The organism is Pseudomonas sp. GM24, from assembly GCF_000282235.1.
Taxonomy (GTDB): domain Bacteria; phylum Pseudomonadota; class Gammaproteobacteria; order Pseudomonadales; family Pseudomonadaceae; genus Aquipseudomonas.
In genome coordinates this window covers 1-24201 of record NZ_AKJR01000162.1, presented here as the reverse complement: position 1 = coordinate 24201, position 24201 = coordinate 1, and the positions used below count along the sequence as shown (strand labels likewise).

General features: G+C 60.9%; 26 protein-coding genes and 1 pseudogene. 15 read left to right on the top strand and 12 right to left on the bottom strand.

From position 1 onward, the window contains the following. Positions 1–12: 12 nt before the first annotated feature. From PMI23_RS18405 to lptM, 6 genes are read right to left on the bottom strand one after another with little or no spacing between them, the layout of a single operon-like run. Positions 13–711, bottom strand: a complete 699-nt coding sequence (locus PMI23_RS18405; protein ID WP_007920421.1) for an HAD family hydrolase — start codon at positions 709–711, stop codon at positions 13–15. Continuing rightward, positions 708–1607: a tyrosine recombinase XerC gene (xerC, locus tag PMI23_RS18400; protein WP_007950060.1), complete on the bottom strand. Its 900-nt coding sequence runs from the start codon at positions 1605–1607 to the stop codon at positions 708–710. The genes PMI23_RS18405 and xerC overlap by 4 nt, the downstream gene beginning before the upstream one ends. Positions 1608–1609: 2 nt before the next feature. Then, complete coding sequence (locus PMI23_RS18395; RefSeq protein ID WP_007911092.1) at positions 1610–2335, bottom strand: DUF484 family protein; 726 nt, start codon at positions 2333–2335, stop codon at positions 1610–1612. Between the two features lie 13 nt (positions 2336–2348). Continuing rightward, entirely contained in the window at positions 2349–3179 is an 831-nt protein-coding gene (gene dapF, locus PMI23_RS18390; protein ID WP_007911094.1) for a diaminopimelate epimerase, read from the bottom strand. A gap of 3 nt (positions 3180–3182) precedes the next feature. Beyond that, positions 3183–4430 (bottom strand): diaminopimelate decarboxylase, encoded by a 1248-nt coding sequence (gene lysA, locus PMI23_RS18385; protein WP_007911096.1) that lies wholly within the window; start codon positions 4428–4430, stop codon positions 3183–3185. A gap of 9 nt (positions 4431–4439) precedes the next feature. Next, complete coding sequence (gene lptM / locus PMI23_RS29385; RefSeq protein ID WP_007911098.1) at positions 4440–4613, bottom strand: LPS translocon maturation chaperone LptM; 174 nt, start codon at positions 4611–4613, stop codon at positions 4440–4442. A 326-nt stretch (positions 4614–4939) separates the two neighbouring features. On the opposite strand from lptM, the gene cyaY reads away from it, so the two are divergent. The 3 genes from cyaY (at position 4940) to rnk (ending at position 6040) form a co-directional block, all read left to right on the top strand. Further along, positions 4940–5272: an iron donor protein CyaY gene (gene cyaY, locus PMI23_RS18375; RefSeq protein WP_007911100.1), complete on the top strand. Its 333-nt coding sequence runs from the start codon at positions 4940–4942 to the stop codon at positions 5270–5272. Positions 5273–5276: 4 nt separating this feature from the next. Then, positions 5277–5501 carry a DUF1289 domain-containing protein gene (locus tag PMI23_RS29380; protein ID WP_081498736.1) on the top strand — a complete coding sequence of 75 codons (225 nt, stop codon included), beginning with the start codon at positions 5277–5279 and terminating at the stop codon, positions 5499–5501. Between the two features lie 128 nt (positions 5502–5629). Beyond that, the gene (gene rnk, locus PMI23_RS18370; RefSeq protein WP_007911103.1) at positions 5630–6040 is read left to right on the top strand and encodes a nucleoside diphosphate kinase regulator; all 411 of its coding nucleotides are present in this window, start codon (positions 5630–5632) and stop codon (positions 6038–6040) included. A 6-nt stretch (positions 6041–6046) separates the two neighbouring features. On the opposite strand, the gene PMI23_RS18365 is transcribed toward rnk, so the two are convergent. The 3 genes from PMI23_RS18365 to PMI23_RS18355 all read right to left on the bottom strand — a co-directional run bounded on the left by PMI23_RS18365 (position 6047) and on the right by PMI23_RS18355 (position 9879). Further along, entirely contained in the window at positions 6047–8890 is a 2844-nt protein-coding gene (locus PMI23_RS18365; protein WP_007950059.1) for a class I adenylate cyclase, read from the bottom strand. 183 nt (positions 8891–9073) lie between these two features. Then, positions 9074–9319, bottom strand: coding sequence for a TIGR02647 family protein (locus PMI23_RS18360; RefSeq protein WP_003229392.1), 246 nt, complete (start codon positions 9317–9319; stop codon positions 9074–9076). Positions 9320–9594: 275 nt separating this feature from the next. Beyond that, a complete protein-coding gene (locus PMI23_RS18355; RefSeq protein ID WP_007911108.1) occupies positions 9595–9879 on the bottom strand; it encodes a hypothetical protein in 285 nt (94 codons plus the stop codon). Between the two features lie 123 nt (positions 9880–10002). Here PMI23_RS18355 and PMI23_RS18350 point away from each other — a divergent pair, with 123 nt between their 5' ends. Beyond that, positions 10003–10662: a glutathione S-transferase family protein gene (locus tag PMI23_RS18350; RefSeq protein ID WP_007911109.1), complete on the top strand. Its 660-nt coding sequence runs from the start codon at positions 10003–10005 to the stop codon at positions 10660–10662. 120 nt (positions 10663–10782) lie between these two features. Here the strand turns inward: PMI23_RS18350 and argH are convergent, their stop codons facing one another. Continuing rightward, positions 10783–12177: an argininosuccinate lyase gene (gene argH / locus PMI23_RS18345; protein WP_007911110.1), complete on the bottom strand. Its 1395-nt coding sequence runs from the start codon at positions 12175–12177 to the stop codon at positions 10783–10785. Positions 12178–12513: 336 nt separating this feature from the next. Here argH and PMI23_RS30325 point away from each other — a divergent pair. The 8 genes and pseudogenes from PMI23_RS30325 to PMI23_RS18310 form a co-directional block, all read left to right on the top strand. Beyond that, positions 12514–12654: pseudogene (locus PMI23_RS30325) on the top strand (sensor histidine kinase); the annotation flags it as partial. Beyond that, positions 12651–13397, top strand: a complete 747-nt coding sequence (locus tag PMI23_RS18340) for a LytR/AlgR family response regulator transcription factor (RefSeq protein WP_007911111.1) — start codon at positions 12651–12653, stop codon at positions 13395–13397. The pseudogene PMI23_RS30325 and the gene PMI23_RS18340, both read left to right, overlap by 4 nt. Before the next feature lie 138 nt (positions 13398–13535). After that, positions 13536–14477 (top strand): hydroxymethylbilane synthase, encoded by a 942-nt coding sequence (hemC, locus tag PMI23_RS18335; RefSeq protein ID WP_007911112.1) that lies wholly within the window; start codon positions 13536–13538, stop codon positions 14475–14477. Next, positions 14474–15235 (top strand): uroporphyrinogen-III synthase, encoded by a 762-nt coding sequence (locus PMI23_RS18330; RefSeq protein ID WP_007911113.1) that lies wholly within the window; start codon positions 14474–14476, stop codon positions 15233–15235. Before hemC ends, PMI23_RS18330 begins: the two co-directional genes overlap by 4 nt. 16 nt (positions 15236–15251) lie before the next feature. Further along, positions 15252–16394, top strand: coding sequence for a uroporphyrinogen-III C-methyltransferase (locus tag PMI23_RS18325; RefSeq protein ID WP_007911114.1), 1143 nt, complete (start codon positions 15252–15254; stop codon positions 16392–16394). Then, positions 16391–17629 (top strand): heme biosynthesis protein HemY, encoded by a 1239-nt coding sequence (locus tag PMI23_RS18320; RefSeq protein ID WP_007950058.1) that lies wholly within the window; start codon positions 16391–16393, stop codon positions 17627–17629. Before PMI23_RS18325 ends, PMI23_RS18320 begins: the two co-directional genes overlap by 4 nt. 218 nt (positions 17630–17847) lie before the next feature. Continuing rightward, a complete protein-coding gene (locus PMI23_RS18315) occupies positions 17848–18399 on the top strand; it encodes a disulfide bond formation protein B (protein ID WP_007911116.1) in 552 nt (183 codons plus the stop codon). 183 nt (positions 18400–18582) lie between these two features. After that, positions 18583–19041: an Rsd/AlgQ family anti-sigma factor gene (locus PMI23_RS18310; protein ID WP_007911118.1), complete on the top strand. Its 459-nt coding sequence runs from the start codon at positions 18583–18585 to the stop codon at positions 19039–19041. Positions 19042–19100: 59 nt separating this feature from the next. On the opposite strand, the gene PMI23_RS18305 is transcribed toward PMI23_RS18310, so the two are convergent. Beyond that, positions 19101–19766 carry an FKBP-type peptidyl-prolyl cis-trans isomerase gene (locus tag PMI23_RS18305; RefSeq protein WP_007911119.1) on the bottom strand — a complete coding sequence of 222 codons (666 nt, stop codon included), beginning with the start codon at positions 19764–19766 and terminating at the stop codon, positions 19101–19103. A gap of 192 nt (positions 19767–19958) precedes the next feature. Here PMI23_RS18305 and PMI23_RS18300 point away from each other — a divergent pair, with 192 nt between their 5' ends. Further along, positions 19959–21128, top strand: a complete 1170-nt coding sequence (locus PMI23_RS18300) for an AlgP family protein (protein WP_007911120.1) — start codon at positions 19959–19961, stop codon at positions 21126–21128. Here the strand turns inward: PMI23_RS18300 and PMI23_RS18295 are convergent. After that, positions 21125–21586, bottom strand: coding sequence for a TIGR02444 family protein (locus PMI23_RS18295; RefSeq protein ID WP_007911121.1), 462 nt, complete (start codon positions 21584–21586; stop codon positions 21125–21127). The genes PMI23_RS18300 and PMI23_RS18295 overlap by 4 nt on opposite strands. 50 nt (positions 21587–21636) lie before the next feature. On the opposite strand from PMI23_RS18295, the gene PMI23_RS18290 reads away from it, so the two are divergent. Continuing rightward, positions 21637–23547 carry an ATP-binding cassette domain-containing protein gene (locus tag PMI23_RS18290; RefSeq protein WP_007911122.1) on the top strand — a complete coding sequence of 637 codons (1911 nt, stop codon included), beginning with the start codon at positions 21637–21639 and terminating at the stop codon, positions 23545–23547. After that, positions 23547–24128, top strand: coding sequence for a mechanosensitive ion channel family protein (locus tag PMI23_RS18285; RefSeq protein ID WP_007911123.1), 582 nt, complete (start codon positions 23547–23549; stop codon positions 24126–24128). The genes PMI23_RS18290 and PMI23_RS18285 overlap by 1 nt, the downstream gene beginning before the upstream one ends. The last annotated feature ends 73 nt before the right edge of the window (positions 24129–24201 follow it).

Genomic DNA, 24201 nt, shown 5'->3' with positions numbered 1-24201 from the left:
GCTGCGATCTTTTCAGCGGTTCCAGCGTGCGAGCACGGCTGGCAAATCGCTCAGGCTACGGATTTCAGCATCCGGCAAGCGATCCGCTTCCCAGGCCTTGCCCGCCGGGTTGAACCATATCGCCCGCAACCCCGCCTGCTGTGCCCCGGCAATGTCATCGCCCGGATGATCACCGATGTGCACAGCGGTTTCGGCGGTGGCGCCACCGCGTTGCAGAGCCTCATGAAAAAGCCGCGCATCCGGTTTGGCGATGCCGATATCTTCCGCGCAAAGCGCAAACTTGAAGTAGTCCGCCAGACCCAATCGACGCACATCAGCATTGCCATTGGTGACCACGCCAAGCGCATAGTGATTGGCGAGAATCTCCAGCACCGGCTCGACTTCAGGAAAAACTTCGATCTGATGCCGTGCATGCAGAAACACTTCAAAGCCCTTGTCTGCCAGGTCGGTTGCTTCACCATGGGCGTAACCAGCGTCTTCCATCGCATGAAACAACACCCGCCGACGCAGAGCGCTGATCCGATGCTTGAGTCCCGGCTCGCCGGCCAACACCCGCTCACGAATCGCCCACAAATGCTCCACCGGCACCGCGCCCAGATTCGGCGCATGTTCGCTCAGCCATTCGCGCAATATCGCTTCGGCACTGACGATCACCGGGGCGGTGTCCCACAAGGTGTCGTCGAGGTCGAAGGTGATCAACTGGATGCTCATGAATCGTCGCCTTTCATGCGTTTGGCCCGTGGGTGGGCGCTGTCGTAGACCGCCGCCAGGTGCTGGAAGTCCAGGTGGGTGTAGATCTGCGTGGTCTTGATATCTGAGTGGCCGAGCAATTCCTGCACCGCGCGCAGGTCCTGCGAGGATTCCAGCAAGTGGCTGGCGAAGGAGTGGCGCAGCATGTGCGGGTGCAGGTTCTGTCCCAGTTCTCGTTCGCCGGCCAGTTTGACCCGCACCTGAATCGCTCGTGGACCGAGGCGTCGGCCTTGCTGGCTGACGAATACGGCGTCGTCTGCGGGGTTGGTCATGGCCCGTAACGGTAGCCATTGTTCCAGTGCTTCGCGGGCCTTTTTACCCACCGGCAGCAGTCGGGTCTTGCTGCCCTTGCCGAGCACTTGAACCATACCGTCAGCAAGATCCAGCTGATCAAGATTGAGCCCGGTCAGTTCGGAAAGGCGCAGGCCGGAGGAATAGAACAACTCCAGAATCGCCTGATCGCGCCGCGCAAGAAAATCATCCTCGACCGCACCTTCAAGCAGTTGCAGCGCACGGTCAGTGTCGAGGGTTTTCGGCAGGCGACGCTCACCTTTCGGCGGCGCCAGACCGGTCGCCGGATCGTGGTCGCAAAGGCCTTCGCGGTTGAGGTAGTGATAGAGCCCACGCACCGCCGACAGCAGCCGCGCGAGGCTGCGCGAGGATTGGCCTTGCGCATGCAGACGAGCGATCAGGCTGCGCAGGCGCTGAATATCCAGCGCCGCCCAACTGCCGATGTTTTGCTTCACGCACCAGCCAAGGACTTTATCGAGGTCGCGGCGGTAGGCCGACAGGGTGTGCGGCGACACCTGTCGCTCACTGCGCAGGTGTTCGCAGTAAGCGTCCAGTTGCCGTTCCATGTTCAGCGTACCGAGCGCAGGGAGCTGTTGACCCGTGGCAGCACGCGGCCCATGACTTCGGCGATGTAGCTGAGGAACAGCGTGCCCACCGAACTCTTGTAGTGCTGCGGATCACGGCTGGCGATCGCCAGAATGCCGTGAATGCCTTGATGGCTGACCGCGACGACAGCGGTGGAACCGATCTGCTTGCGCTGCTCTTCGCCGAAGAGGAAGTCCAGTTCATGCTCACGCAGGCTGCCGCTGACGCTTTTGCCTTCGGTGAGCAGGCCGCCGATGGCGACTTGCGCGTCAGCGTGAGTGACCCAGCGGCCAACCGGTGCCGGGTTATCGCCAAGCAAAATAAGGCTGACAAAAGGCACCTGGAAATCCTGGCGCAGACTGTCTTCGACGCTGATCACCACGTCTTCCAGGCTGCTGGCGTCCATCAGGGACAGGATCAAGCGACGAGTCTTGTCGAACAGGCGATCGTTGTCGCGGGCGACGTCCATCAAATGCGAGAGGCGGTGACGCATCTCGATGTTGCGGTCGCGCAGGATAGTCATCTGCCGCTCGACCAAGGACACGGTGTCACCGCGCTGGTGAGGAATGCGCAAGGCGGGCAGCAATTCCTGGTGCTCGACGAAGAAGTCCGGATGAGCCTCCAGGTATGCGGCAACCGCTGCCGCCTCCAGGCTCTCGGACGCTGATTCGTCGGACTGTCGGGCGGGTACCTGAGGCTTATCGGTCATGGTTTCTGCTCACTCAAAGACGTACTTGTCCTTCGTATACACGCACTGCCGGACCGGTCATCAGCACCGGTTGACCAGGGCCAGCCCATTCAATGGACAGACGCCCGCCAGGCAGGTCGATCAATAGCGGCGAATCCATCCACCCCTGGCTGATCGCAGCGACAGCCGCTGCACACGCACCGGTACCGCAGGCCTGGGTTTCCCCGGCGCCACGTTCCCACACGCGCAGTTGCGCGCGGTTGCGGTCGATGACCTGGAGAAAACCGACATTGACCCGCGCCGGGAAGCGCGGGTGGTGTTCGATTTTCGGCCCCAGTTCATGCACCGGTGCACTGTTGATGTCTTGCACGCGCAATACGGCGTGCGGGTTGCCCATCGACACGGCGGCCAGCTCGACCGTGGTGCCGTCGACTTCCAGCTGATAGCTGGTCGCCTGGGCGGGTGCTTCGAACGGAATGTCCGCCGGCACCAGACGCGGGGCGCCCATGTTCACACCGATCTGGCCGTCGTTACGCACGTCCAGTTCGATGATGCCGCCCTTGGTCTCGACGCGGATCTGCCGTTTGGCGGTCAGACGCTTGTCGAGCACGAAACGGGCGAAGCAGCGCGCACCGTTGCCGCACTGCTCAACTTCGGATCCGTCGGAGTTGAAGATCCGATAACGGAAATCCACGTCCGGGTTGCTCGGCGCCTCGACGATCAGCAATTGGTCGAAGCCAATGCCAGTGTGGCGGTCGCCCCATTGCTTGGCGTGCTTTGGCTGAATATGCGCGTGCTGGCTGACCAGGTCGAGAACCATGAAGTCATTGCCCAAGCCGTGCATTTTAGTAAAACGCAGCAGCATGGGTTACTCCGGCAGCAGGCTTTCGCCGGCAAACAGCTCAGCCACGGTTTCGCGGCGGCGCACTTCAAAAACCTGGTCACCGTCTACCAGCACCTCAGCGGCACGGCCGCGGGTGTTGTAGTTGGAGCTCATCACAAAACCGTAGGCGCCGGCCGAATGCACGGCCAGCAGATCGCCTTCGGCCAAGGCCAATTCGCGATCCTTGGCGAGGAAGTCGCCGGTTTCGCAGATCGGGCCGACGATGTCGTATTTGCGCGCAGCGGAGTCACGCGGTTTGACCGCAGTAACGTCCATCCACGCCTGATACAGCGCCGGGCGGATCAGGTCGTTCATCGCCGCGTCGACGATGGCAAAATCTTTGTGCTCGGTGTGCTTGAGGTACTCGACCTGAGTCAGCAGCACGCCAGCATTGGCAACGATGAAACGGCCTGGCTCGAACACCAGCGCCAGATCACGACCGTTCAGACGCTCGCGCACAGCTTTGATGTAGTCGGCAGCCAGCGGCGGCTCTTCATCGCGATAACGCACGCCCAAACCGCCGCCGAGATCGATGTGGCGCAGGTGAATGCCGCAATCGCCGAGGCGATCGACCAGATCCAGCAGGCGATCGAGGGCATCGAGGAACGGTGGCAGCGTGGTCAGTTGCGAACCGATGTGGCAGTCGACGCCGACCACTTCGAGGTTCGGCAGATGCGCGGCGCGCACGTACACGTCTTCGGCGTCGGCGATGGCGATGCCGAACTTGTTCTCTTTGAGACCGGTGGAAATGTACGGGTGGGTGCCGGCATCGACGTCCGGGTTCACCCGCAGCGACACCGGTGCGCGAACGCCCAGTTCGGCTGCAACCACTTGCAGGCGCTCGAGCTCATCGGTGGATTCGACGTTGAAGCAGTGCACGCCGACTTCCAGTGCGCGACGCATGTCGTCACGGGTCTTGCCGACACCGGAGAAGACGATCTTGTCAGCGCTGCCGCCAGCGGCGAGTACGCGTTCCAGCTCGCCACGGGAAACGATGTCGAAACCGGCGCCGAGACGGGCCAGGACATTCAGTACGCCGAGGTTGGAGTTGGCTTTGACCGCAAAGCAGACCAGATGCGGCATGCCGGCCAACGCATCGGCATAAGCCAGATACTGAGCCTCGATGTGCGCGCGCGAGTAGACGTAAGTGGGCGTGCCGAAGCGGTCGGCGATGGCGGACAGCGCCACACCTTCCGCGAACAGCTCCCCGCCACGGTAGTTAAAAGCGTCCATGGCGATCCCTTATTGGTAAACGTCGTGCTTGTGTGCTTTGGACGGCTGCTTCTGCGAAGACTGGGCTTGCTCGGCCGGGTCCTGATCGTCATCCGGCAGGTACAGCGGGCCTTTTTGACCACAGGCCGAAACGAGGCAGGCAACCGCGACGAGCGCAGCAAGGGAAGAGATCAGGCGCTTCATGGCGAAATCCTTGAAAATGCGTTAATTGCGCCGGAGTATACCGGCCACCCGGCAGCTTGCCTATGCGAGGGGGTTCCCGTCCGGCGGGGCTTGCCCAAAGCTGCCCGAACCGCCGCAATACCTTGTAGGAGTGAGCCTGCTCGCGATCGCGGTGTGTCAGCCAGCGATAATGTTGGATGTGCCGGCCATTCGCGAGCAGGCTCGCACCCACAGGGTTCGGTGTTGATGGGCCGGCAGGTGCTTGGTCGTTAATCTTTGCAATCGGCCGGAAGCGTCCGTATCTTTCGGCGCTTGAGCCTGATCAGACATTTTTTGAGGTTGCCGCAATGAGTTTGTCCGAAGCCCGTTTTCACGATCTGGTCGATGAAACCCAGGAAAAACTGGAAGACATCTTTGACGAAAGCGATCTGGATATCGACATGGAGAACTCGGCCGGTGTGCTCACCGTCAAGTTCGAAAACGGCTCGCAGCTGATCTTCAGCCGCCAGGAGCCGCTGCGTCAGCTGTGGCTGGCGGCGGTGTCCGGTGGTTTCCACTTCGACTACGACGAAGAAAGCGAGCGCTGGATGTGCGACAAGAGCGAAGAGCAATTGGGCGAAATGCTCGAGCGCATCGTCAAGCAGCAGGCTGGCGCCGAATTCGACTTCGAAGGTCTGTGATTCCGTGACTGACACCGCTCCCGTTCGTCCACCGAAGCCGCTTTACAGCAACATCAGCCCGGCCGTGCCCTCGCCGTGCAGCGGTGTGTGCCGGCTGGATGAGCACAAGGTCTGCCTCGGCTGCTTCCGCCATGTCGAAGACATTCGCGAATGGCGCTCGGCGGACGACCAGCGGCGACGGGTAATTTGCGCGCAGGCGTCGCAGCGCAAACAGTGCGGCGGGGCGTGACTTGTATATTTTTTGAGCTGTGATAGTGTCCGAACACGCCTCAACCCATCGAGGCCTGGTGAAAACCCCGTCTTTTTTGGCGGGGTTTTGCTTTTTTTGTGTGCAGAAGAAAGGAGTCTGCCCGGATCATGACCGCACCTTCCATCACCCTTACCCGTCTGGACGTGCAACGTCTGGAGCGCCTGATCGACAGCCTGGATGACACGCTGCCGGGCGTGATTGCGCTGCAAACCGAGCTGGATCGCGCCGACACCGTGGTTGGCCACGATGAAGTGCCCGCCGATGTCGTGACGATGAATTCCCGCGTGCATTGCCGTGAAGAAGGCAGTGGCAAGGACTACCACCTGACGCTGGTCTATCCCAAGGATGCCAACGCCGATGAAGGCAAGATTTCCATTCTGGCACCCGTCGGCAGCGCACTGCTGGGCCTGAAAGTCGGTCAACACATCGACTGGCCGGCCCCGGGTGGCAAGACCCTCAAACTGACCTTGCTGGAAGTTGAATCGCAACCGGCCAACGGTGGCGCGTTCCCCGAGTAATCCGCCTCAGACCTGTTCGAGTGCCTCGTTCAGGGCGCGCTCCAGGTCAGCCTTGTAGCGCAAATACAGATTGCTTGAACTCTGCCCGTCACCGAGCAGGCCTGAAAGGTCGAGGTCGGTGATGTAGCAGCGATAGCGTTCGCTTTCGCGGCGCTGCTCGACGATCTCCCGGGCGACCACGCTGAACAGCTGGTCGCCATGTTCCAGCTCACTGAACTCCCGTTGATTGCAATACAGGGTGACCTGCACCTCGCCCGGTGCGGCTTTGCCGACGATCGCCTGCACGTCGTAAAACGGCTTGTTCACCGGCGTCTGCGGTGCCGGTCGCGATTCGACCCGTCGTGCGCGCCCCGGACCCGAAGGCAATAACTGGTAATACAAAGTTTCGAGGCGGCCGTCGGGACCGGCGTCCATCGGTAGCACGGCTTCGCGGCGGAACAGGATCGATTGCAGAAAGCGCTGCAATGGCACCAACAGACTTTGCTCATCGTGATAGGGCAAATGTTGCTGCCACAGCGCGTTGAACTCATCCAGCACGTACAACTCGGCCTGCTGCTCGGTGATCCGGTAGAACACTTGAATGCATTCCGGCTGACCCATCGGCAGGATCAATGCGAGGTCGTGATCTTCCAGTGCCATCGGATCCAGATGCAGCGGACTGTAGCGCGGCTGTTCTTCACCGAGGTAATCGAGCAGGGCGGGCAACGTGGCGAGGGCGACATGGTTGACCTGGCCCGGCACCAACTCCAGCACGTGATAGTGCTGCTGCACCTGAATCAGGTAGCGGTGGTTCAACTCGCTGAGCAGCAGGTTCTGCGCGGTGTCGACGATTTCTTCGACGCGACGGGCAATGAATTGCGCGCGGTTGTGGCAGAAACAACGCACCTTCAGCGACGGCTGTAGCGGCCCACGCGGCAGATTGTTGAGGTAATCGCGCAGGCAATCGAGCAGGGCGTGCGGGCCGTCGAAGCGATTGACCAGCACTTCGTTCCAGCTGTTGAGCGTGACCTGATCCAGCGTCAGCACGAGGTTTTCGCGCACCCCGGCGTAACTCAGCGAGTCGGTGCGCTCGGTGGTCATCAGGATGTTGAGGTCGCGGTGATGCTTGAGTGGATCAATCCCGACGTTGACCAGCATCAGCACTTCGCTCGGCACCGCTGCACGCAGCAACGGCTCTTCCGCGACGGTGGGCAAGGGCAGGGCAATGCACTGTTGCAGGCTGCCGAGCAGGTTGAACAGTTCGAACTCGCTCAGGTCGCTGGTGCCGGGATGCAGGGCCAGGCGGGTGCTGCTATCGATCACACCGTTGCGGTGGCACCAGGTCAACAGCTCGAGTAACTCGCGGCTGCGCTTGATCGGCGCGAAGTGTTCCCACTCCAGTGCCGTAAGGCTGCCGTTATACAGGCCCCACTGGGTTTGCCCCGGTTCCTTTTTGTTGCGCGACTGCACCAGGGTCAGGGTGTCTTCGGCCAGATCCGGGGCGATGCCGGGATTGATGAATTCGACCTTGTCAGCCTTGCGTTCGAAGGCAGCATAGAGCCGGCGCCCGAGTACGTTGAGGTCACGCTTGTTGATCAGGCTGACGGTCTGCTCGGTGCGGGCGAACTGGGTGAGGAAGCGATAGCTGTAGTTCAGCTCGTTGACCAGCGCCCGGCGTTCGGCGCTGACCTGGCGGACTTTCCATTGGCTGCGGCTGTCGAGCAGGGTCAATTGCCGCTGATCCCAATGCCATTCACTGGCCAGTCTTTCCAGCAATGAACGCTGCCAGCTCTGGGTGCGGCTGTTGCCGGTGAGCTTGCGGTTGACCTTCAGGTACAGCGCGCGGCGCACCAGTTCCAGGCGTTCCGGTTCGTTGCGCGCGGTGAGGTATTCCTCGATGCGCCGGTACACGACCATGTACGGGTCCAGCTCATCCAGATCCAGTTGGTTGGCGAACACGGCTTTTTTAAAGCGCAGGCTCAGACACTGCACCTGCGGGTGTTCGCTGGCGTAAACCTCGGTCAGCAGCAGTTTGAGCACCGATTTGTAGGGTGATTCGATGCCTTTGAACAGCTGCCACAATCCGGCGCCGATGAACTCGCCCGGTGGAATGGTCGCCAGATGGCCGAGGTCCACGGTTTCGTCGGCACGGATGAAGCGCTTCGACAGCAGGGTGTGGGTATAAAGGTCGTAGGCGGTTTCTTCGTAAACCGGCACCAGCCACCAGATCGGCGTGCGCCCGGCCAGCCAGATTGCAGTGCGATAAAACTCGTCAAGCAGCAGATAGTGCTGGGTGGTGCCGCAGTTTTCCGAACTGAGCTGGGTGTCGCGTTCGCCTTTGACGAAGCGCACCGGGTCGATCAGAAAGAAATGCGCCTCAGCACCCTGGCTCGCGGCCCAGGCTTCCAGTAACTGACATTTCTTGCTCAGTTCGGCGAGTTCACCTTCGCTCAAGTCAGGCGCGTGGCAGACCCATACGTCCATGTCACTCTGATCGGCCTGCGCCAGCGTGCCGAGGCTGCCCATCAAGAACAGGCCATGAATCGGTCGCGGCGGATTGCTGCCGTGGCGCGGCTTGTAGGAGAACGAACGCGTCAGACGCTGTGCCTCGGTCAGCACGTTGGCGTCCGGCTCGTAGTTCGACAGGCCGGCTGGCGTACTGCCCGAGACATAACCCGGCAACAGCGGATGATTGACATGGAAGAACAGCGGCAACAGCGTCAGCACGCTCTGCTGGCGTGTCGACAAGCCTTCAAGGGCGCGGCCGAGGCGGCCTTCATTGAGTTTGAGAAAGCGCGCGCGTAGCTGGCTGAGGACTTTGCGGTCGATGCCTTCGTCCAGGTCGGGGCGGATTTCGTGGGTGCGCGTCATGTCAGCTCAAACCGGCTCGCAAGCTCGGACGAAGAGGGTCTCGGAATGGGAGGCAGTTTAGCCTTTGCGCAGCGGGACTTTTAAGCTGAATTTGTTTTTTGACGTCAGATTTCTATCGCGGATGACCGGGCAGGCCCGCGGAAATCCCGTGGCAGGAGTTCCCGTGGGCAAAGTCAGGGGGAATCAGGCGGTTTCTTGCTCTCTCAGAATGGTCAGCACGGTTTGCACATTCTGTGCGGCGTCGCGACCGAGGCTGGTCAGATACCCGCCATCGGGCTGATCGGTGAGTTCTTTTTCGAAGAGGCGTTTGGCGGCAGCAATGTGTTTCGGGGCAGCGGTCTGATGAATTTTCAGACCTTCCTGGGAACTGTCCAGGTTGAAGAGTGCGAGGACTTCCAGTTCGGCAACCAACTCAGGGGTAAGCGACATAAGGACTCCAGACTTTCTAGGAATTGGACGACAGCGTCCCTAAGGTGAACCCGCTTTTGCGGCATGTCCAGTGCTCAGATCAGGGATTTTGTCTTGAGGCGGATTCCAGTGTAGTCGGGGCCGGGGAGTTGGCTGGATGGATGGGTGACAAATTGTGTGGGAGCGAGCTTGCTCGCGAATGCGGTGTGTCATTCAGCGTTGTTTTTGCTGATGTACCGCTTTCGCGAGCAAGTCGAATCGTCGCACCGTCGCTCCCCCAGGGGAATGTGCTTGGCTTACTGCTTTTCGGGTGGCAGCTCTGGCAGTGCGCGCAGCGCGGCTTCGTACCATTCGGTATTGAACGCGCGGTCTTCATCAAGCATCGCGTCAATCTCATAGGCCAGCACATGCGCCATCAGATTGAGGATCTCTTCGCGCTCAACGCCCACCAGGGTCAGCTTGTTGAAGGTTGCTTTGGCCGCTGGCGGGTTGTCGCTTTCGATCTGGTTCTCGATGGCTTCGATCAAGGTAGCCTCGGTGAACTCTTCTTCGTCGTTGTCGATGTCTGTCGGCTCGCTCATGGCAGGCTCCTCATGGAAAGGCGCCAGTTTACCCGCATTCAGCGGGGTGATGCTGCTGGCGCGATTCGCCTGCACGATCTATAAACATGCCCTGCCCACCCCGCACGGCCTGGAGGCTATGTGATGCTCAAGCTCTACGGATTCTCAGTCAGCAACTACTACAACATGGTCAAACTGGCGCTGCTGGAAAAAGGCCTGCCGTTCGAAGAGGTCACGTTCTACCCGGCGCAAACCGCGGAATCTCTGGCCATCAGCCCACGCGGCAAAGTCCCGGTGCTCGGTGTGGACGCCGGTTTCATCAACGAAACCGCGATCATCCTCGAATACCTCGAACAGACCCAGAAGGGCACACCGCTGCTGCCAAGCGATCCGTTCGAACGCGCGCAGGTATTGGCGATTGCCAAGGAAATCGAGCTGTACATCGAGTTGCCGGGGCGCGCTTGTTACGGCGAGGCGTTCTTCGGCATGACCCTGCCGGAGGCGATCAAGGAAAAGACCAAGACTGAATTGCAGCTGGGTTTTGCGGCGCTGGATCGGCACGGCAAGTTCGCCCCGTATGTGGCGGGCGACAGTCTGAGCATTGCCGACTTGTACTTCCTCTACAGCGTGCCACTGGCCTGTGCAGTCGGACAGAAACTGTTCGGGATCGATTTTCTGGCGCAGATGCCAAAGGCGAAAGCACTGCTGGAGCGGCTTGAGCAGAATCCGCATGTGCAGAAGATTGCAGCGGATAAAGAAGCGGCGATGCCGGCGTTTTTGGCGATGATTGCTGCCAAAAAGTGAGTTTTGTGGCGTTTGTAAGTAGGTAATCGCTGGCAAGCCAGCTGCCACAGGTCTTTGGGTCGAACGCAAAATTGTGTTCCAACAAAGAACCCTGTGGGAGCTGGCTTGCCAGCGATGCTTTTAGCGACTGGCGATCAGGGCCTGACCGCGCACCACAGCTGCCTTGACCTGCGCCGGCGCAGTGCCGCCGATATGGTCGCGGGCATTCACTGAGCCTTCCAGGGTCAGCACGGCAAACACGTCCTGCTCGATCTGGTCGCTGAACTGACGCAACTCTTCCAGGCTCATTTCGGCCAGATCCTTGCCAGTGTCAACGCCGTATTTCACGGCGTGGCCGACGATTTCGTGGCAATCACGGAACGGCAGGCCACGGCGTACCAGGTAGTCGGCGAGGTCGGTCGCGGTGGAGAAACCGCGCAGCGCCGCTTCACGCATGATCGCGTGCTTTGGTTTGATCGCCGGGATCATGTCGGCAAAGGCACGCAACGAGTCGCGCAGGGTATCGGCGGCGTCGAACAGCGGCTCTTTGTCTTCCTGATTGTCCTTGTTGTAGGCCAGCGGCTGGCCTTTCATCAAAGTCAGCAGGCCCATCAGTGCGCCGAAAACACGGCCGGTCTTGCCACGCACCAGCTCTGGCACGTCAGGGTTTTTCTTTTGCGGCATGATCGAGCTGCCGGTGCAGAAGCGATCCGGTAGATCGATGAACTGGAACTGCGCGCTGGTCCACAGCACCAGCTCTTCGGAGAAGCGCGACAAGTGCATCATCGCGATGCTCGCGGCCGAGCAGAATTCGATGGCGAAGTCGCGATCGGAAACGTTGTCCAGTGAGTTGCCGCCCACGGCGTCGAAACCGAGCAGTTGCGCGGTGTATTCGCGGTCGATCGGGTAGGTGGTGCCGGCCAGCGCGGCGCTGCCCAGTGGCATGCGGTTGGTGCGCTTGCGGCAGTCGACCAGACGCTCGTAATCGCGGCTGAGCATCTCGAACCAGGCCAGCATGTGGTGCCCGAACGTCACTGGCTGCGCGGTTTGCAGGTGGGTGAAGCCGGGCATGATGCTCGCCGCTTCACGCTCGGCTTGCTCCAGCAGGCCTTTTTGCAAACGGGTGATCTCGGCGAGGATCAGGTCGATTTCGTCACGCAGCCACAGGCGGATGTCGGTGGCGACCTGGTCGTTGCGGCTACGCCCGGTATGGAGCTTTTTACCGGTGACGCCGATGCGGTCGGTCAGGCGTGCTTCGATGTTCATGTGCACGTCTTCGAGGTCGATGCGCCAGTCGAACTGGCCGGCCTCGATTTCGCCCTGAATGGTCTTCAGGCCGTCGATGATGCTGTCGCGCTCGGCATCGGTCAGCACGCCGACTTTGGCCAGCATGGTGGCGTGGGCGATCGAGCCCATGATGTCGTGGCGATACAGGCGCTGGTCGAAAGTGACGGAGGCGGTGAAGCGGGCGACGAAGGCGTCGACGGGTTCACTGAAGCGGCCGCCCCAGGACTGATTGGTCTTGTCAGTGCTCATGAATTCGCTCGTATCGGCTTGAAGAAAAAAGGCGTGAAACGCTGGCGCGGATAATAACAGGGTTGCCCGGACTGTCGCTGACACCGGTCGATACGTTTTTTTCTCATTGTGTGCGCCATAGTCGGCGCTGCACCCGGGGGATTTGCGCAAGGATATTTTTCGATTGAGCAATATCGGCCCGACGAGCGTCTACAGTAGGACATAAGGGTCGGCGCGACTGCAGATCGCGCAAAGGTCTGGTCGCCGACTATAAGAAGAGGGGGGTGGGTGTAATTGTCCTTCGGCAATCCCCGTGAGAAACGCAGGAAACAGCGGGCTTTGAGCAGTACGACCCGGACACTGGCAAATATTGCTGGCCGACGTACGGCACTTTTTGGCGCTCGGGCTAGTCTTAGCGTGGATCGCGGTGACGGACGTCACTTCACCTGTCTACGCTATCCTTGTGCGAGACTCACGCAGGAATCCAGCGCAATATGAATGTCCTGATCGTTGATGACGAACCACTGGCTCGCGAGCGCCTCAGCCGAATGGTGAGCGAGCTCGAGGGTTATACAGTTCTGGAGCCCAGCGCCACGAATGGCGAGGAGGCGTTGGCACTGATCGACAGCCACAAACCGGATATCGTGTTACTTGATATCCGCATGCCGGGCCTCGATGGCCTGCAAGTCGCTGCCCGTCTGTGCGAACGAGAAACGCCGCCCGCCGTGGTGTTTTGCACCAGCCCCGATGAATTTGCCGTGGAAGCCCTGCAGGCCAGCGCCGTGGGCTATGTGGTGAAACCCGTGCGAACCGAACATCTGCATGACGCCCTGAAACGGGCGGAACGTCCCAACCGGGCGCAACTCTCGGCCCTGACCCGTCCCGCTGCCGAAAGCGGCACCGGTCCGCGCAGCCACATCAGCGCCCGCACCCGCAAAGGCATCGAACTGATCCCGCTGGATCAGGTGGTCTATTTCATTGCTGACCATAAATACGTGACATTGCGCCATGAGGCTGGTGAGGTGCTGCTGGACGAGCCGCTCAAAGCCCTTGAAGACGAATTCGGCGAGCGCTTTGTGCGTATCCACCGCAACGCGCTCGTCGCCCGCGACCGCATCGAGCGTCTGCAACGCACACCGCTGGGGCATTTCCAGCTGTTCCTCAAAGGTCTCAATGGTGATGCGCTGATCGTCAGTCGTCGGCATGTGGCCGGTGTGCGCAAAATGATGCAGGGCTTGTAACCCGCTCATTCCGGGTGGCTCCAGCTCCTTGTTACCGGGCACTGCGGGCCAGGGAGGCCGCGCCGACTCTGATTCAAGTCAAAGTGGATTTGGCTGAGCTGTTATTATCCGCCGTATCTATTCAGTACGGATTGATCCATGTCCTCTCGCGAAATCCGCATCGCCACCCGTAAAAGTGCGCTGGCCCTCTGGCAGGCCGAATACGTCAAAGCCCGTCTGGAAGCGGCCCATCCGGGCCTGCTGGTGACGCTGGTGCCCATGGTCAGTCGCGGCGACAAGCTGCTCGATTCGCCGCTGTCGAAAATCGGCGGCAAGGGCCTGTTCGTCAAGGAACTGGAAACCGCGCTGCTGGAAAACCAAGCCGACATCGCCGTGCACTCTATGAAAGACGTGCCGATGGACTTCCCTGAAGGCCTCGGTCTGTTTTGCATTTGCGAGCGCGAAGATCCGCGCGATGCCTTCGTTTCCAATACCTACGCCAGTCTCGATGCGTTGCCTGCCGGCGCGATCGTCGGCACCTCGAGCCTACGCCGACAGGCGCAATTGCTGACCCGTCGTCCAGACCTGCAGATCCGCTTCCTGCGCGGCAACGTCAACACGCGCCTGGCCAAGCTTGATGCCGGCGAGTACGACGCAATCATCCTCGCGGCCGCCGGCCTGATCCGCCTCGGCTTCGAAGACCGCATCACTTCGGCAATCAGCGTCGATGACAGCCTGCCCGCTGGTGGCCAAGGCGCAGTCGGCATCGAATGCCGCAGCGCCGACACTGAAATCCACGCCTTGCTCGCACCGCTGCATCACGCCGATACCACTTCGCGTGTGACCGCCGAACGTGCCCTCAACAAACATTTGAATGGCGGCTGCCAAGTGCCGATCGCCTGCTACGCCGTACTCGAAGGCGAGCAGTTGTGGCTGCGCGGTCTGGTCGGTGAACCGAGCGGTGGCAAGCTGCTCAGCGCCGAAGCTCGTGCGCCACGTGGCGATGCCGAAGCATTGGGCGTGAAGGTGGCCGAAGATCTGCTCAGCCAGGGCGCCGACGATATTCTCAAAGCGGTCTATGGCGAGGCAGGTCACGAGTGACGGACTGGCGCTTGCTGCTGACGCGTCCCGCAGAAGACTGTGCGGCGCTGGCCGAGACGTTGGCCGCGCAGGGGGTTTTCAGCAGTTGCCTGCCGCTTTTGGAAATTGCCCCGCTGCCGGTCTCTGAGAAAATACGTCGGGCGATTACACAGTTGCCAAGTTGCAGCGCAGTGATTGTCGTCAGCAAGCCGGCGGCGCGTATTGCGCTCGATCTGCTCGACGGCGCTTCTGCACTGACGATGCCCTGGTTCAGCGTCGGTGCGGCGACTGCGCAGATTCTGCTGGATCACGGTCTGGACGCGAACTTCCCGGCTGACGGCGATGACAGCGAGGCGTTGCTGCAATTGCCGCGTCTGCGTGAGGCGATCAGCCAGCCCGGCGCGCAGGTGTTGATCTTGCGCGGCGAGGGCGGGCGCGAGTTGCTCGCCGAGCGCTTGCGTGAGCGAGGTGCTAGTGTCGAGTATCTGGAGTTGTATCGTCGCGACCTGCCAGTCTACACCCCGGATGAGCTGCCACGGCGGATCGCAGCGGAACGCTTGAACGGGCTGGTGGTCAGCAGTGGACAGGGTTTCGAGCACCTGCGCCAAATGGCCGGCGATGCCTGGCCGACCATCGCGCCGTTGCCGTTGTTTGTACCAAGCCCAAGGGTCGCCGAGCTGGCACGTGCCGCCGGGGCTCAAACAGTTGTGGATTGCCGCGGCGCGAGTGCCGCGGCTTTGCTGACGGCGTTACGGGAGCATCCCGAACCCGTTTTCTAATGCAAAGGATGGATACGTGAGCGAAACAGCCTTGCCAAAAGATGACGTCCAGCCTGTGATTGAACCCCAGGTTGAAACTCCACCGCCGGCCACAGAGCCGCGCAGAGGCAATGGACTGGCCATCGTCGCCTTGTTGCTCGGCGCTGCCGGTGTCGCGATCGGTGGCTGGGGTGTCTGGCAGGTCCGTCACCTGCAGACCAATACTCAGCAGCAATCCGGTGAAGTGCAGGCATTGAACGATCAGGCGCAGAGTCTGAAGCTCAATGAACAGCGTCTGACCGAGCGCCTCGCGCAGTTGCCGGGTGCCGACGAACTCGCCGAACGCCAACGTCTGGTGACGCAGCTTCAGGGCGATCAACAGCGCCTTAATCAACGTCTGGAAACAGTGCTGGGTGCCAGCCGCAAGGACTGGCGTCTGGCTGAGGCCGAGCATCTGCTGCGTCTGGCCAGCCTGCGTCTATCGGCGTTGCAGGACATCAGCAGCGCTCAGGCGCTGGTGCAGGGCGCTGACGAAATCCTTCGCGAGCAAAACGACCCCGGTTCCTTCGCCGCCCGCGAGCAAGTGGCGAAAACCCTGGTGGCGCTGCGCAGCACCGCGCAGCCGGATCGCACCGGTTTGTTCCTGCGTCTCGGCGCGTTGCGCGATCAGGTCATTGACCTCACCGAGCTGGCGCCGGAGTACAAGGATCGCGGCGAATCGCTGCTGGGCCTGACTGCCGACGGTGACGGCGCCAGTCGCTGGGCGCAGTGGTGGGATCAGGTCTCGCGCTACATCCGTATCGATTTCAACGCCGACAAAAATGTGCGGCCGCTGCTGGCCGGGCAGAGCCTGAGTCAGGTGCGTCTGGCCCTGAGCCTTGCACTTGAGCAGGCGCAGTGGGCAGCGCTCAACGGGCAGGCGCCGGTCTACACCCAGGCGCTGGCCGAAGCGCGTGATGTGCTCAAGGGCAATTTCAACCCGGACAATCCGCAAAGCAAAGTGATGCTCGAACAGGTCGGCGAGCTGAGCAAGGAACCGGTCACGGTCACGACGCCGGATCTGGCCGGCACGCTGAGTGCGGTGCAAGCCTATCTTGAGCGGCGCAACGTCAACGCCGAAGAGTCGGTGAAACCCTTTGCCAAACCTGCCGCCAACACTGCGCAGGAGACCACGCCATGAAACGCCTCTATGTGATCGTGTTTCTGGTGATCGCGGCGACGGCGGCGCTGGGCTTTGCAGTGGCACAGCATTCTGGCTACGTGCTGATTGCCTACAAGAGCTTCCGTTACGAAGCGAGTCTATGGGCGACACTGGCGGTGATCGCGGTTTTGTGGCTGCTGATCTGGGGCATCAAGGCCTTGGTCGAGTTGGTCATGACCTCAACTGGCGTGGTCAATCCCTGGTCACGGCGCAACCGCAGTCGTCGCGTGCAGGTAGCGATCGAGCACGGCCAACTGGATCTGGCTGAAGGTCGCTGGGCCAGCGCGCAGCGTCATCTCTATCGAGCGGCTGAAGCCGAGCGCCAGCCGCTGCTGTACTACCTCGGCGCAGCCCGCGCGGCCAATGAGCAAGGCAATTACGAAGAGTGCGATCGTTTGCTGGAGCGCGCGCTGGAGCGTCAGCCTCAAGCGGAATTGGCAATCGCTCTGAGCCATGCGCAGTTGCAGACCGACCGTGGCGATACCGACGGTGCCTTGGTGACCCTGCAAGCGATGCATGATCGCCATCCGCACAATGCGCAGACGCTGCGCCAGTTGCAGCGCTTGTACCAACAGCGCGGCGAATGGTCGGCGGTGATTCGTTTGCTGCCGGAGTTGCGCAAGGACAAAGTCCTGCCACCCGCCGAACTGGCTGAACTGGAACGCCGCGCCTGGGGTGAAAACCTTTCGCTGGCAGCGCAGCGCGAAGAGGACGGGAGCGTTGGCTTGCAGTCGCTCACGCGGGCCTGGGAACAGCTCACCTCGGCGCAACGGCAGGAGCCGCCGCTGGTGCTGGCGTACGCCGAACAGTTGCGTCAGTTGGGCGCTCAGGTCGAAGCGGAAGAAGTGCTGCGTACCGCCCTCAAGCGCAAGTACGACAGCCATCTGGCGCGTCTCTACGGTCTGGTGCGCGGCAGCGATCCGGCCCGTCAGTTACAAACCGCCGAAGGCTGGCTGAAAGATCATCCGAACGATCCGAGCTTGTTGTTGACCCTCGGCCGACTGTGTCTGCAAACCAGTCTGTGGGGCAAGGCGCGGGATTATCTGGAAAGCAGCCTGCGTGTGCAGCGCAATCCGGAGGCCTGTGCGGAACTGGCGCGCTTGCTCGCACAGTTGGGCGATACCGAGCGCAGCAATCAGTTGTTTCAGGAAGGCCTTGGCCTGCTGGATGAACGCCTGCTGGCTGCACCTCTGCCGGTTCTGGCTCACGTCTGAAGTGGTGAGGGAGGATGCTCCCTCGCTTACCTTTTGTGGCTGAAATTTCAACTTCAGTGAGTGCTCGAGGCGAATTCCTACAGCGGGCTACACCGATTCCTATCGAACCTGTCGGGTTTTCCCTACACCTCTGGTGAACTGTCGGCAGGGCCTTGCCTTGAAAGGCTGACACGCTTTCCTCTACCGTAACCGTCTGTCTCTACTGTTACGGAAAAGCCATGTCGTTGGCCTGCTCACGCTCCTTGTTCTTCATGGCTTTCACTGCGGGGGCCTTTGCTCTGGGAGCTTCCTATTATCTTGAATACGCTGTCGGTCTGACGCCGTGCAGCCTGTGCCTGGTGCAGCGACTGTTCCTTACGCTACTGTGCGTGTCCAGTGGTGTGGCAGCGGTGCACGGCCCCAAGCGTGTGGGTTTGTGGTTTTACTGGCTGTTGACCTTGGGCGCGAGCCTGGGAGGCACTACGGCGGCCTGGCGGCAGGTATTGATACAGAGCGATCCGATGCTGCAACTCCTCAATTGCACGCCTGCCCCCGATACATTGTTCAGTGGCCTGCCCTGGATCTGCGCCTTGCAAAGAATGTTCAGCGGCGGCGCCGATTGTGCGGAAATTTCCTGGACGCTGTTTGACCTGAGCATCCCGGAGTGGAGCCTGCTGTTCTTTGTCGCGGTGTCGATTCTGGCGGTGTATCAATTGTTGCGGCTGGTCTGGAGTGCTCTGCAACGCCCGCTCAGCGGCGAAGCGTCGCACTCGGTGCTGCTGCGGGATTAAACACTTGTATGAACTTTATCTCCTGCGTACCTTGAAGCCATAGGCGTGCGGGCATAATCTGGCCCGCACGTGTCATTGGATTTATGTTGCTCGATGACGCTCTGCCCGGCCGTCCCCCAAGCCAAAATCAAAAGAGGGGCGCGGGTGTAGAGCAGCATGACCCACAAGGGAAGAGAGATCACCATGCTCGAAAGTTGTCAGAATGCTCAGGAACGTTGGGGTGGAGTTCATCTGCTGATCGACCGCTGGTTGCAGGAGCGTGAAGATCTGATCGGTGCCTACGACAAACTCGGTGCGCAGCCTGAGTCGCTGTCCGAGAGCCGCAAGCCCTTGCAGGAATTTTGCGGTGTGCTGGTTGATTACGTCTCGGCAGGGCACTTCGAAATCTACGAACAGCTGACTGGCGAAGCCAAGGCGTTTGGTGACACGCGTGGTCTGGAACTCGCCGAGACGATCTATCCGCGCATCGATGTCATCACCGAGAAGCTGCTCGCGTTCAACGACCTGTGCGATGAAGGCAAATGCGTAGCGGAGAAGTTCAAAGAGCTCGGAGGCCTGCTGCACGAGCGCTTCGAACTTGAAGACTGCCTGATTGAAGTGCTGCATACAGCACACAAGGAAGAGGATCCGGTTCAGGCCTGATCCCGAACCCTGAACAAAAAAACGGTGCGCCCGAAAGCGCACCGTTTTTTATTGCCTGCTCAACTCGTCGCGCCACGCAATTCCACTTCGAACACCAGCGGCGTGAACGGCGCGATCAGGTCGCCGGCACCGTCGGCGCCATAGGCCTGATCCGATGGAATCACCAGTCGCCATTTCGCACCCACCGGCATGTTCTGCAACGCGGTTCGCCAACCGGCAATCACGCTGTCGAGATTGAACCATTGCGGCTGCGTGTTCTGATCGAACACGGTGCCGTCGGGGAGTCGGCCGACATACAACACCTGCACTTTTCCATCGGGACCGGCCTTGGTCCCCGTGCCAGGTGTCAGCTCGGTGAGCAGGATGCCATCGGCCAGTTCCTTCACCCCCGGTTTGGCTTTTTCAGCGGTGAGAAAACGCTGCTCGTTTTCCATCGCTGCATCGCTCGAAGGCTGTACAGAGTGTTCGGCATTTTGCGCTTCATGATCGGCCAGAATCTGCTCGATACGTGCTTCGCTCAGCGCCAGCGGCTTGCCTTGATAGGCTTGCTGCAAACCATCGACCAGTGCCTGAATCTGCAGTTGCGGGACTTCTTGGCGCAGCCGCTCACCGAGGCTGGCACCGAGGCTGTAGGCCAGATCGTGAGCATCGTTCGCGGTGGCCTTTTCGTCCGCGTGAGCGGCCGAAAAAATCATCCAGAGGGATAAAAAAAAGTAGCGCGACATGGGCACTCTCCGTCCTGAGATGCGGTGGATTATGCCAGCGCGAACGTCTGCAACGGTGAACTGCTTTTGACTTCGCGCAGAACATTTTCGATTCGGTGCAACGCAACGCAATCGATACTGTCAAGATGCCCTAGCGGCGGTAACTGCAGAGGTCTAGTATGAGCCGCACTCACGTCAGCCAGGAGGTAAACCATGTCGGCCACCAAGAAGCCTGTAAACACTCCGTTGCACTTACTCCAACAACTCTCGGGCAGCCTGCTCGAGCATCTGGAAAACGCTTGCTCCCAAGCCTTGGCTGATGCTGAAAAACTGCTCGCCAAACTGGAAAAGCAACGCGGCAAGGCGCAAGAAAAACTGCACAAATCCCGCACCAAATTGCAGGACGCAGCCACTGCCGGTAAAGCCAAGGCGCAGAACAAAGCCAAGGCCGCAGTGAAAGAACTGGAAGACCTGCTCGATGCCTTGAAGGATCGTCAGTCCGACACTCGCAGCTACATTCTGCAACTCAAGCGCGATGCCCAGGAAAGCCTGAAGCTGGCCCAGGGTGTTGGTCGCGTTCAAGAAGCCGTGGGCAAAGTGTTGTCCTCGCGCGCAGCCAAACCGGCAGCGGCACCGGCGAAGAAAGCAGCTGCCAAACCTGCTGCAGCAAAAGCTCCAGCGAAAACCGCAGCGGCCAAGCCTGCTGCTAAAACCGCTGCCAAGCCAGCTGCAAAAACACCGGTGAAAGCTGCTGCCAAGCCAGCTGCCAAAGCGGCCGCAAAACCTGCAGTGAAGAAACCAGCTGCGGCGAGCGCTGCAAAACCAGCGGCTAAAACCACGGCGGCAAAACCTGCTGCACGTGCTGCCGCTGCCAAGCCGGCTACCCGTGCCGCTGCTGCTAAACCAGCCGCCAAACCAGCTGCTGCAAAAGCTGCTCCAGCGAAAACCGCCGCCGCCAAACCAGCCGCTAAACCTGCTGCTGCAAAGCCAGCTGCCAAGACTGCCGCTAAACCAGCTGCCGCCAAACCTGCTGCAAAAGCACCAGCAAAAGCTGCTGCCAAACCAGCCGTGAAAGCCGCCGCCAAACCGGCAGCCAAGCCAGCCGCTAAACCGGCCGCTGCTGCCAAACCAGCGACTGCTGCCAAGCCTGTTGCTGCAAAACCAGCCGCCAAGCCAGCTGCAAAACCTGCCGTTAAAAAGCCAGCCGCTGCCAAACCAGCTGCCGCCAAACCGGCTACCGCGCCTGCCGCTAAGCCTGCCGCACCGGCAGCGTCGGCTGCGCCATCGGCACCTGCTCCAGCCGCTACTGCCTCGACTCCTTCGACTGCGCCATCGCCAGCCGCTGCGTCGAGCGTCAGCAACAACCCGACCAGCGCTTCCTAAGTGCCGGTTGCCGCGACGCGCAGCACTTGCAGCGCGTCGCGGTTCGGGCTGGCCGCACTGCCGGCCAATCCCTCCAGCCAGGTCGTCGAACCTGCATCGTTTCGCGTCCATGTCTGAGCTACACCCTCAAGCCGTGACAGCAACGCTCGCTCAGCTTCCAGCTCAAGTGATTTGATCTGCTCGCGCATGCCTTTCAACAACGCATCATCGACCGCCCGCGTTTTCCATTGCATGCGCAATGTTCGCAGCGGCTGCACCACCTCGATATCCCACGGTCCGGTCAACGCCTGAAGCTGCCTTACGCGTTGTTCGTCGCAGGTTGCGCCACGTTGCTCCAGCCACAAACCACACAGCAGCAGGCACACATTCGCGCCTGCCGTTTGCAGTTGCAGGCAGGCGTCTTCCACGCCCGGTCGGGCGTAGGTGGCAAGGGAAAAGCTCCACAGGTCAGAGGACATCGTGCTACTCGCGCCAGTTGTGAGCGAAGCTGGTAGACTCCGCCGCCATTATGATCCGACTTCAGAACCTGACTTTACAGCGTGGCCCGCAACGTCTGCTAGAAGACGCCGAGCTGACCCTGCACGCCGGCCACAAAGCCGGCCTCATCGGTGCCAACGGCGCCGGCAAATCGAGCCTGTTCGCCTTGATCCGGGGTGAGCTGCACCCGGACTCGGGTGATTGCTTCCTGCCGGCTGACTGGCGCATCGCCCATATGCGCCAGGAAATCGAGACGCTCGAGCGCCTTGCCGTCGACTATGTGCTCGATGGCGACCTGCGTCTACGCGAGGTGCAACGTGACCTCGCCGCCGCCGAAGCGGCGCACGACGGTGCCGCTCAGGCTCGTCTGCATGCCGAGCTCGACAGCGCCGACGGTTACACCGCCGATGCGCGGGCGCGAAAGCTGCTGGCCGGTCTGGGTTTCACCAACGAGCAGATGGATCGTCAGGTCGGGGATTTCTCCGGTGGCTGGCGGATGCGCCTTAACCTGGCGCAAGCGCTGATGTGCCCGTCGGACCTGTTGTTGCTCGACGAACCGACCAACCACTTGGATCTCGACGCGATCATCTGGCTCGAAGAGTGGCTGAAAAGCTACCCGGGCACCTTGCTGCTGATTTCCCACGACCGCGATTTCCTCGATGAAGTCGTCGATCACGTGGCCCATGTCGACCAGCGCAAAATCACCCTGTATCGCGGCGGCTACAGCGCATTCGAACGCGCCCGTGCCGAGCGTCTGGCCCAGCAACAACAGGCCTATGAGAAGCAGCAGGCGCAACGTGCGCACATGGAAAGCTACATCGCCCGCTTCAAGGCCCAGGCCACCAAGGCCCGTCAGGCACAGAGCCGGATCAAGGCACTGGAGCGGATGGAAGAACTGTCGGCGGCCCACGTCGATTCGCCGTTCGATTTCGTCTTCCGCGAGTCGAGCAAGATCTCCAGCCCGCTGATCGACCTGTCCGATGCGCGCTTGGGTTATGGCGACAAAACCATCCTCGAGAAGGTCAAGCTGCAACTGACCCCGGGCGCGCGGATTGGCCTGCTCGGGCCGAATGGCGCGGGTAAATCGACCCTGATCAAAAACCTCGCCGGCGAGCTGTCACCGATTGCCGGGCGCCTGACCCGTGGCGAGAACACCGTGGTCGGCTATTTCGCTCAGCATCAACTCGACTCGCTGGATTCCAAGGCCAGCCCGTTGCTGCACATGCAGCGTCTGGCGCCGACCGAGCGTGAGCAGACCCTGCGTGACTTCCTCGGCGGCTTCGACTTCCGTGGCGCGCGCATCGATGAGCCGGTGCTGAATTTCTCCGGTGGTGAAAAGGCGCGTCTGGCCCTGGCGCTAATCGCCTGGGAACGGCCGAACCTGCTGCTGCTCGACGAACCGACCAACCACCTCGACCTGGAAATGCGCCTGGCGCTGACCATGGCGCTGCAGGAATTCAGCGGCGCGGTGCTGGTGGTGTCTCACGATCGGCACTTGCTCAAGAGCACCACTGATAACTTCTACCTGGTCGCTGACGGCAAGGTCGAAGAGTTCGATGGCGACCTCGAAGACTACGCGCGCTGGCTGGTGGAATACCGCCAGCGCAACGCGCCGGTCAGTAACACTCCGGTCAATCCGGACAAGACCGACAAGAAGGCTCAGCGTCAGGCTGCAGCTGCCTTGCGTCAGCAACTGGCGCCGCACAAACGTGAAGCCGACAAGCTCGAAGCCGAACTGGGCAAGCTCCACGAGAAACTCGCCAAGGTCGATGCCAGCCTTGGCGACAGCGACATCTACGAGCCGGCGCGCAAGAACGAATTGCGTGATCTGCTGGCCGAGCAGGCCAAGCTGAAAGTTCGCGAAGCCGAACTGGAAGAGGCGTGGATGGAAGCCCTTGAAACGCTGGAGAGCATGCAAGCGGAGCTGGAGGCGCTGTCCTGATGGAAGCGTTCAAGCTGCCGCTACCGGCGGAATGGGTCGAGCCGATCTGGTTTGTGGTGCAGATTCTGCTGATCCTGCTGGCCGGTTATCTCACGCAACGTTTCGTCGCCAAGGGGCTGACTCGGTTGGGCGAGCGCTATCCGTTCCCGCCGCAGTTGCTGATGCCGCTGCGTGGCGTATTGCGCTGGTTGATCATGGGCAGCGCGCTGATCTTCGTGTTGGAGCGCCTCGGTGTCTCGGCCACGGTGTTGTGGACCGCGCTGTCGGGTTTCGTTGCGGTGGCAGCGGTGGCGTTCTTTGCGATGTGGAGCGTGCTGTCGAATTTGCTCTGCGCGATTCTGATCTTCACGGTCGGACCGTTTCGGCTGGGGGATATCGTCGAGCTAGTCGATACCACCGACAAGCCAGGCGTCAAAGGCCGGGTGGTGGCGATCAATCTGCTCTACACCACGTTGATCGAGGCGGAAGAACTCGGGACTGGCAGCGCCATGGTGCAGGTGCCGAACAGTTTGTTCTTCCAGCGTTCGGTGCGGCGTTGGCGCGGAACGGATGTGTTTCCGTCGAGCGGGTTCGAGAAGTAAGGTTTCGAGCAAGATCAAAAGATCGCAGCCTTCGGCAGCTCCTACAGGGATCGCATTCTCATGTAGGAGCTGC

Bases quoted from the DNA above. Each gene is read 5' to 3' on its own strand.
- PMI23_RS18305 (WP_007911119.1), bottom strand. From the start codon at position 19,766: ATGTCGCGCTACTTTTTTTTATCCCTCTGGATGATTTTTTCGGCCGCT.
- PMI23_RS18365 (WP_007950059.1), bottom strand. From the start codon at position 8,890: ATGACGCGCACCCACGAAATCCGCCCCGACCTGGACGAAGGCATCGAC.
- xerC (WP_007950060.1), bottom strand. From the start codon at position 1,607: ATGGAACGGCAACTGGACGCTTACTGCGAACACCTGCGCAGTGAGCGA.
- PMI23_RS18405 (WP_007920421.1), bottom strand. From the start codon at position 711: ATGAGCATCCAGTTGATCACCTTCGACCTCGACGACACCTTGTGGGAC.
- PMI23_RS18310 (WP_007911118.1), top strand. From the start codon at position 18,583: ATGCTCGAAAGTTGTCAGAATGCTCAGGAACGTTGGGGTGGAGTTCAT.
- argH (WP_007911110.1), bottom strand. From the start codon at position 12,177: ATGAGCACTGACAAGACCAATCAGTCCTGGGGCGGCCGCTTCAGTGAA.
- cyaY (WP_007911100.1), top strand. From the start codon at position 4,940: ATGAGTTTGTCCGAAGCCCGTTTTCACGATCTGGTCGATGAAACCCAG.
- lptM (WP_007911098.1), bottom strand. From the start codon at position 4,613: ATGAAGCGCCTGATCTCTTCCCTTGCTGCGCTCGTCGCGGTTGCCTGC.
- PMI23_RS18320 (WP_007950058.1), top strand. From the start codon at position 16,391: ATGAAACGCCTCTATGTGATCGTGTTTCTGGTGATCGCGGCGACGGCG.
- hemC (WP_007911112.1), top strand. From the start codon at position 13,536: ATGTCCTCTCGCGAAATCCGCATCGCCACCCGTAAAAGTGCGCTGGCC.
- PMI23_RS18360 (WP_003229392.1), bottom strand. From the start codon at position 9,319: ATGTCGCTTACCCCTGAGTTGGTTGCCGAACTGGAAGTCCTCGCACTC.
- PMI23_RS18355 (WP_007911108.1), bottom strand. From the start codon at position 9,879: ATGAGCGAGCCGACAGACATCGACAACGACGAAGAAGAGTTCACCGAG.
- PMI23_RS18350 (WP_007911109.1), top strand. From the start codon at position 10,003: ATGCTCAAGCTCTACGGATTCTCAGTCAGCAACTACTACAACATGGTC.
- PMI23_RS18315 (WP_007911116.1), top strand. From the start codon at position 17,848: ATGTCGTTGGCCTGCTCACGCTCCTTGTTCTTCATGGCTTTCACTGCG.
- rnk (WP_007911103.1), top strand. From the start codon at position 5,630: ATGACCGCACCTTCCATCACCCTTACCCGTCTGGACGTGCAACGTCTG.
- lysA (WP_007911096.1), bottom strand. From the start codon at position 4,430: ATGGACGCTTTTAACTACCGTGGCGGGGAGCTGTTCGCGGAAGGTGTG.
- dapF (WP_007911094.1), bottom strand. From the start codon at position 3,179: ATGCTGCTGCGTTTTACTAAAATGCACGGCTTGGGCAATGACTTCATG.
- PMI23_RS18300 (WP_007911120.1), top strand. From the start codon at position 19,959: ATGTCGGCCACCAAGAAGCCTGTAAACACTCCGTTGCACTTACTCCAA.
- PMI23_RS18340 (WP_007911111.1), top strand. From the start codon at position 12,651: ATGAATGTCCTGATCGTTGATGACGAACCACTGGCTCGCGAGCGCCTC.
- PMI23_RS18285 (WP_007911123.1), top strand. From the start codon at position 23,547: ATGGAAGCGTTCAAGCTGCCGCTACCGGCGGAATGGGTCGAGCCGATC.
- PMI23_RS18290 (WP_007911122.1), top strand. From the start codon at position 21,637: ATGATCCGACTTCAGAACCTGACTTTACAGCGTGGCCCGCAACGTCTG.
- PMI23_RS18395 (WP_007911092.1), bottom strand. From the start codon at position 2,335: ATGACCGATAAGCCTCAGGTACCCGCCCGACAGTCCGACGAATCAGCG.
- PMI23_RS18295 (WP_007911121.1), bottom strand. From the start codon at position 21,586: ATGTCCTCTGACCTGTGGAGCTTTTCCCTTGCCACCTACGCCCGACCG.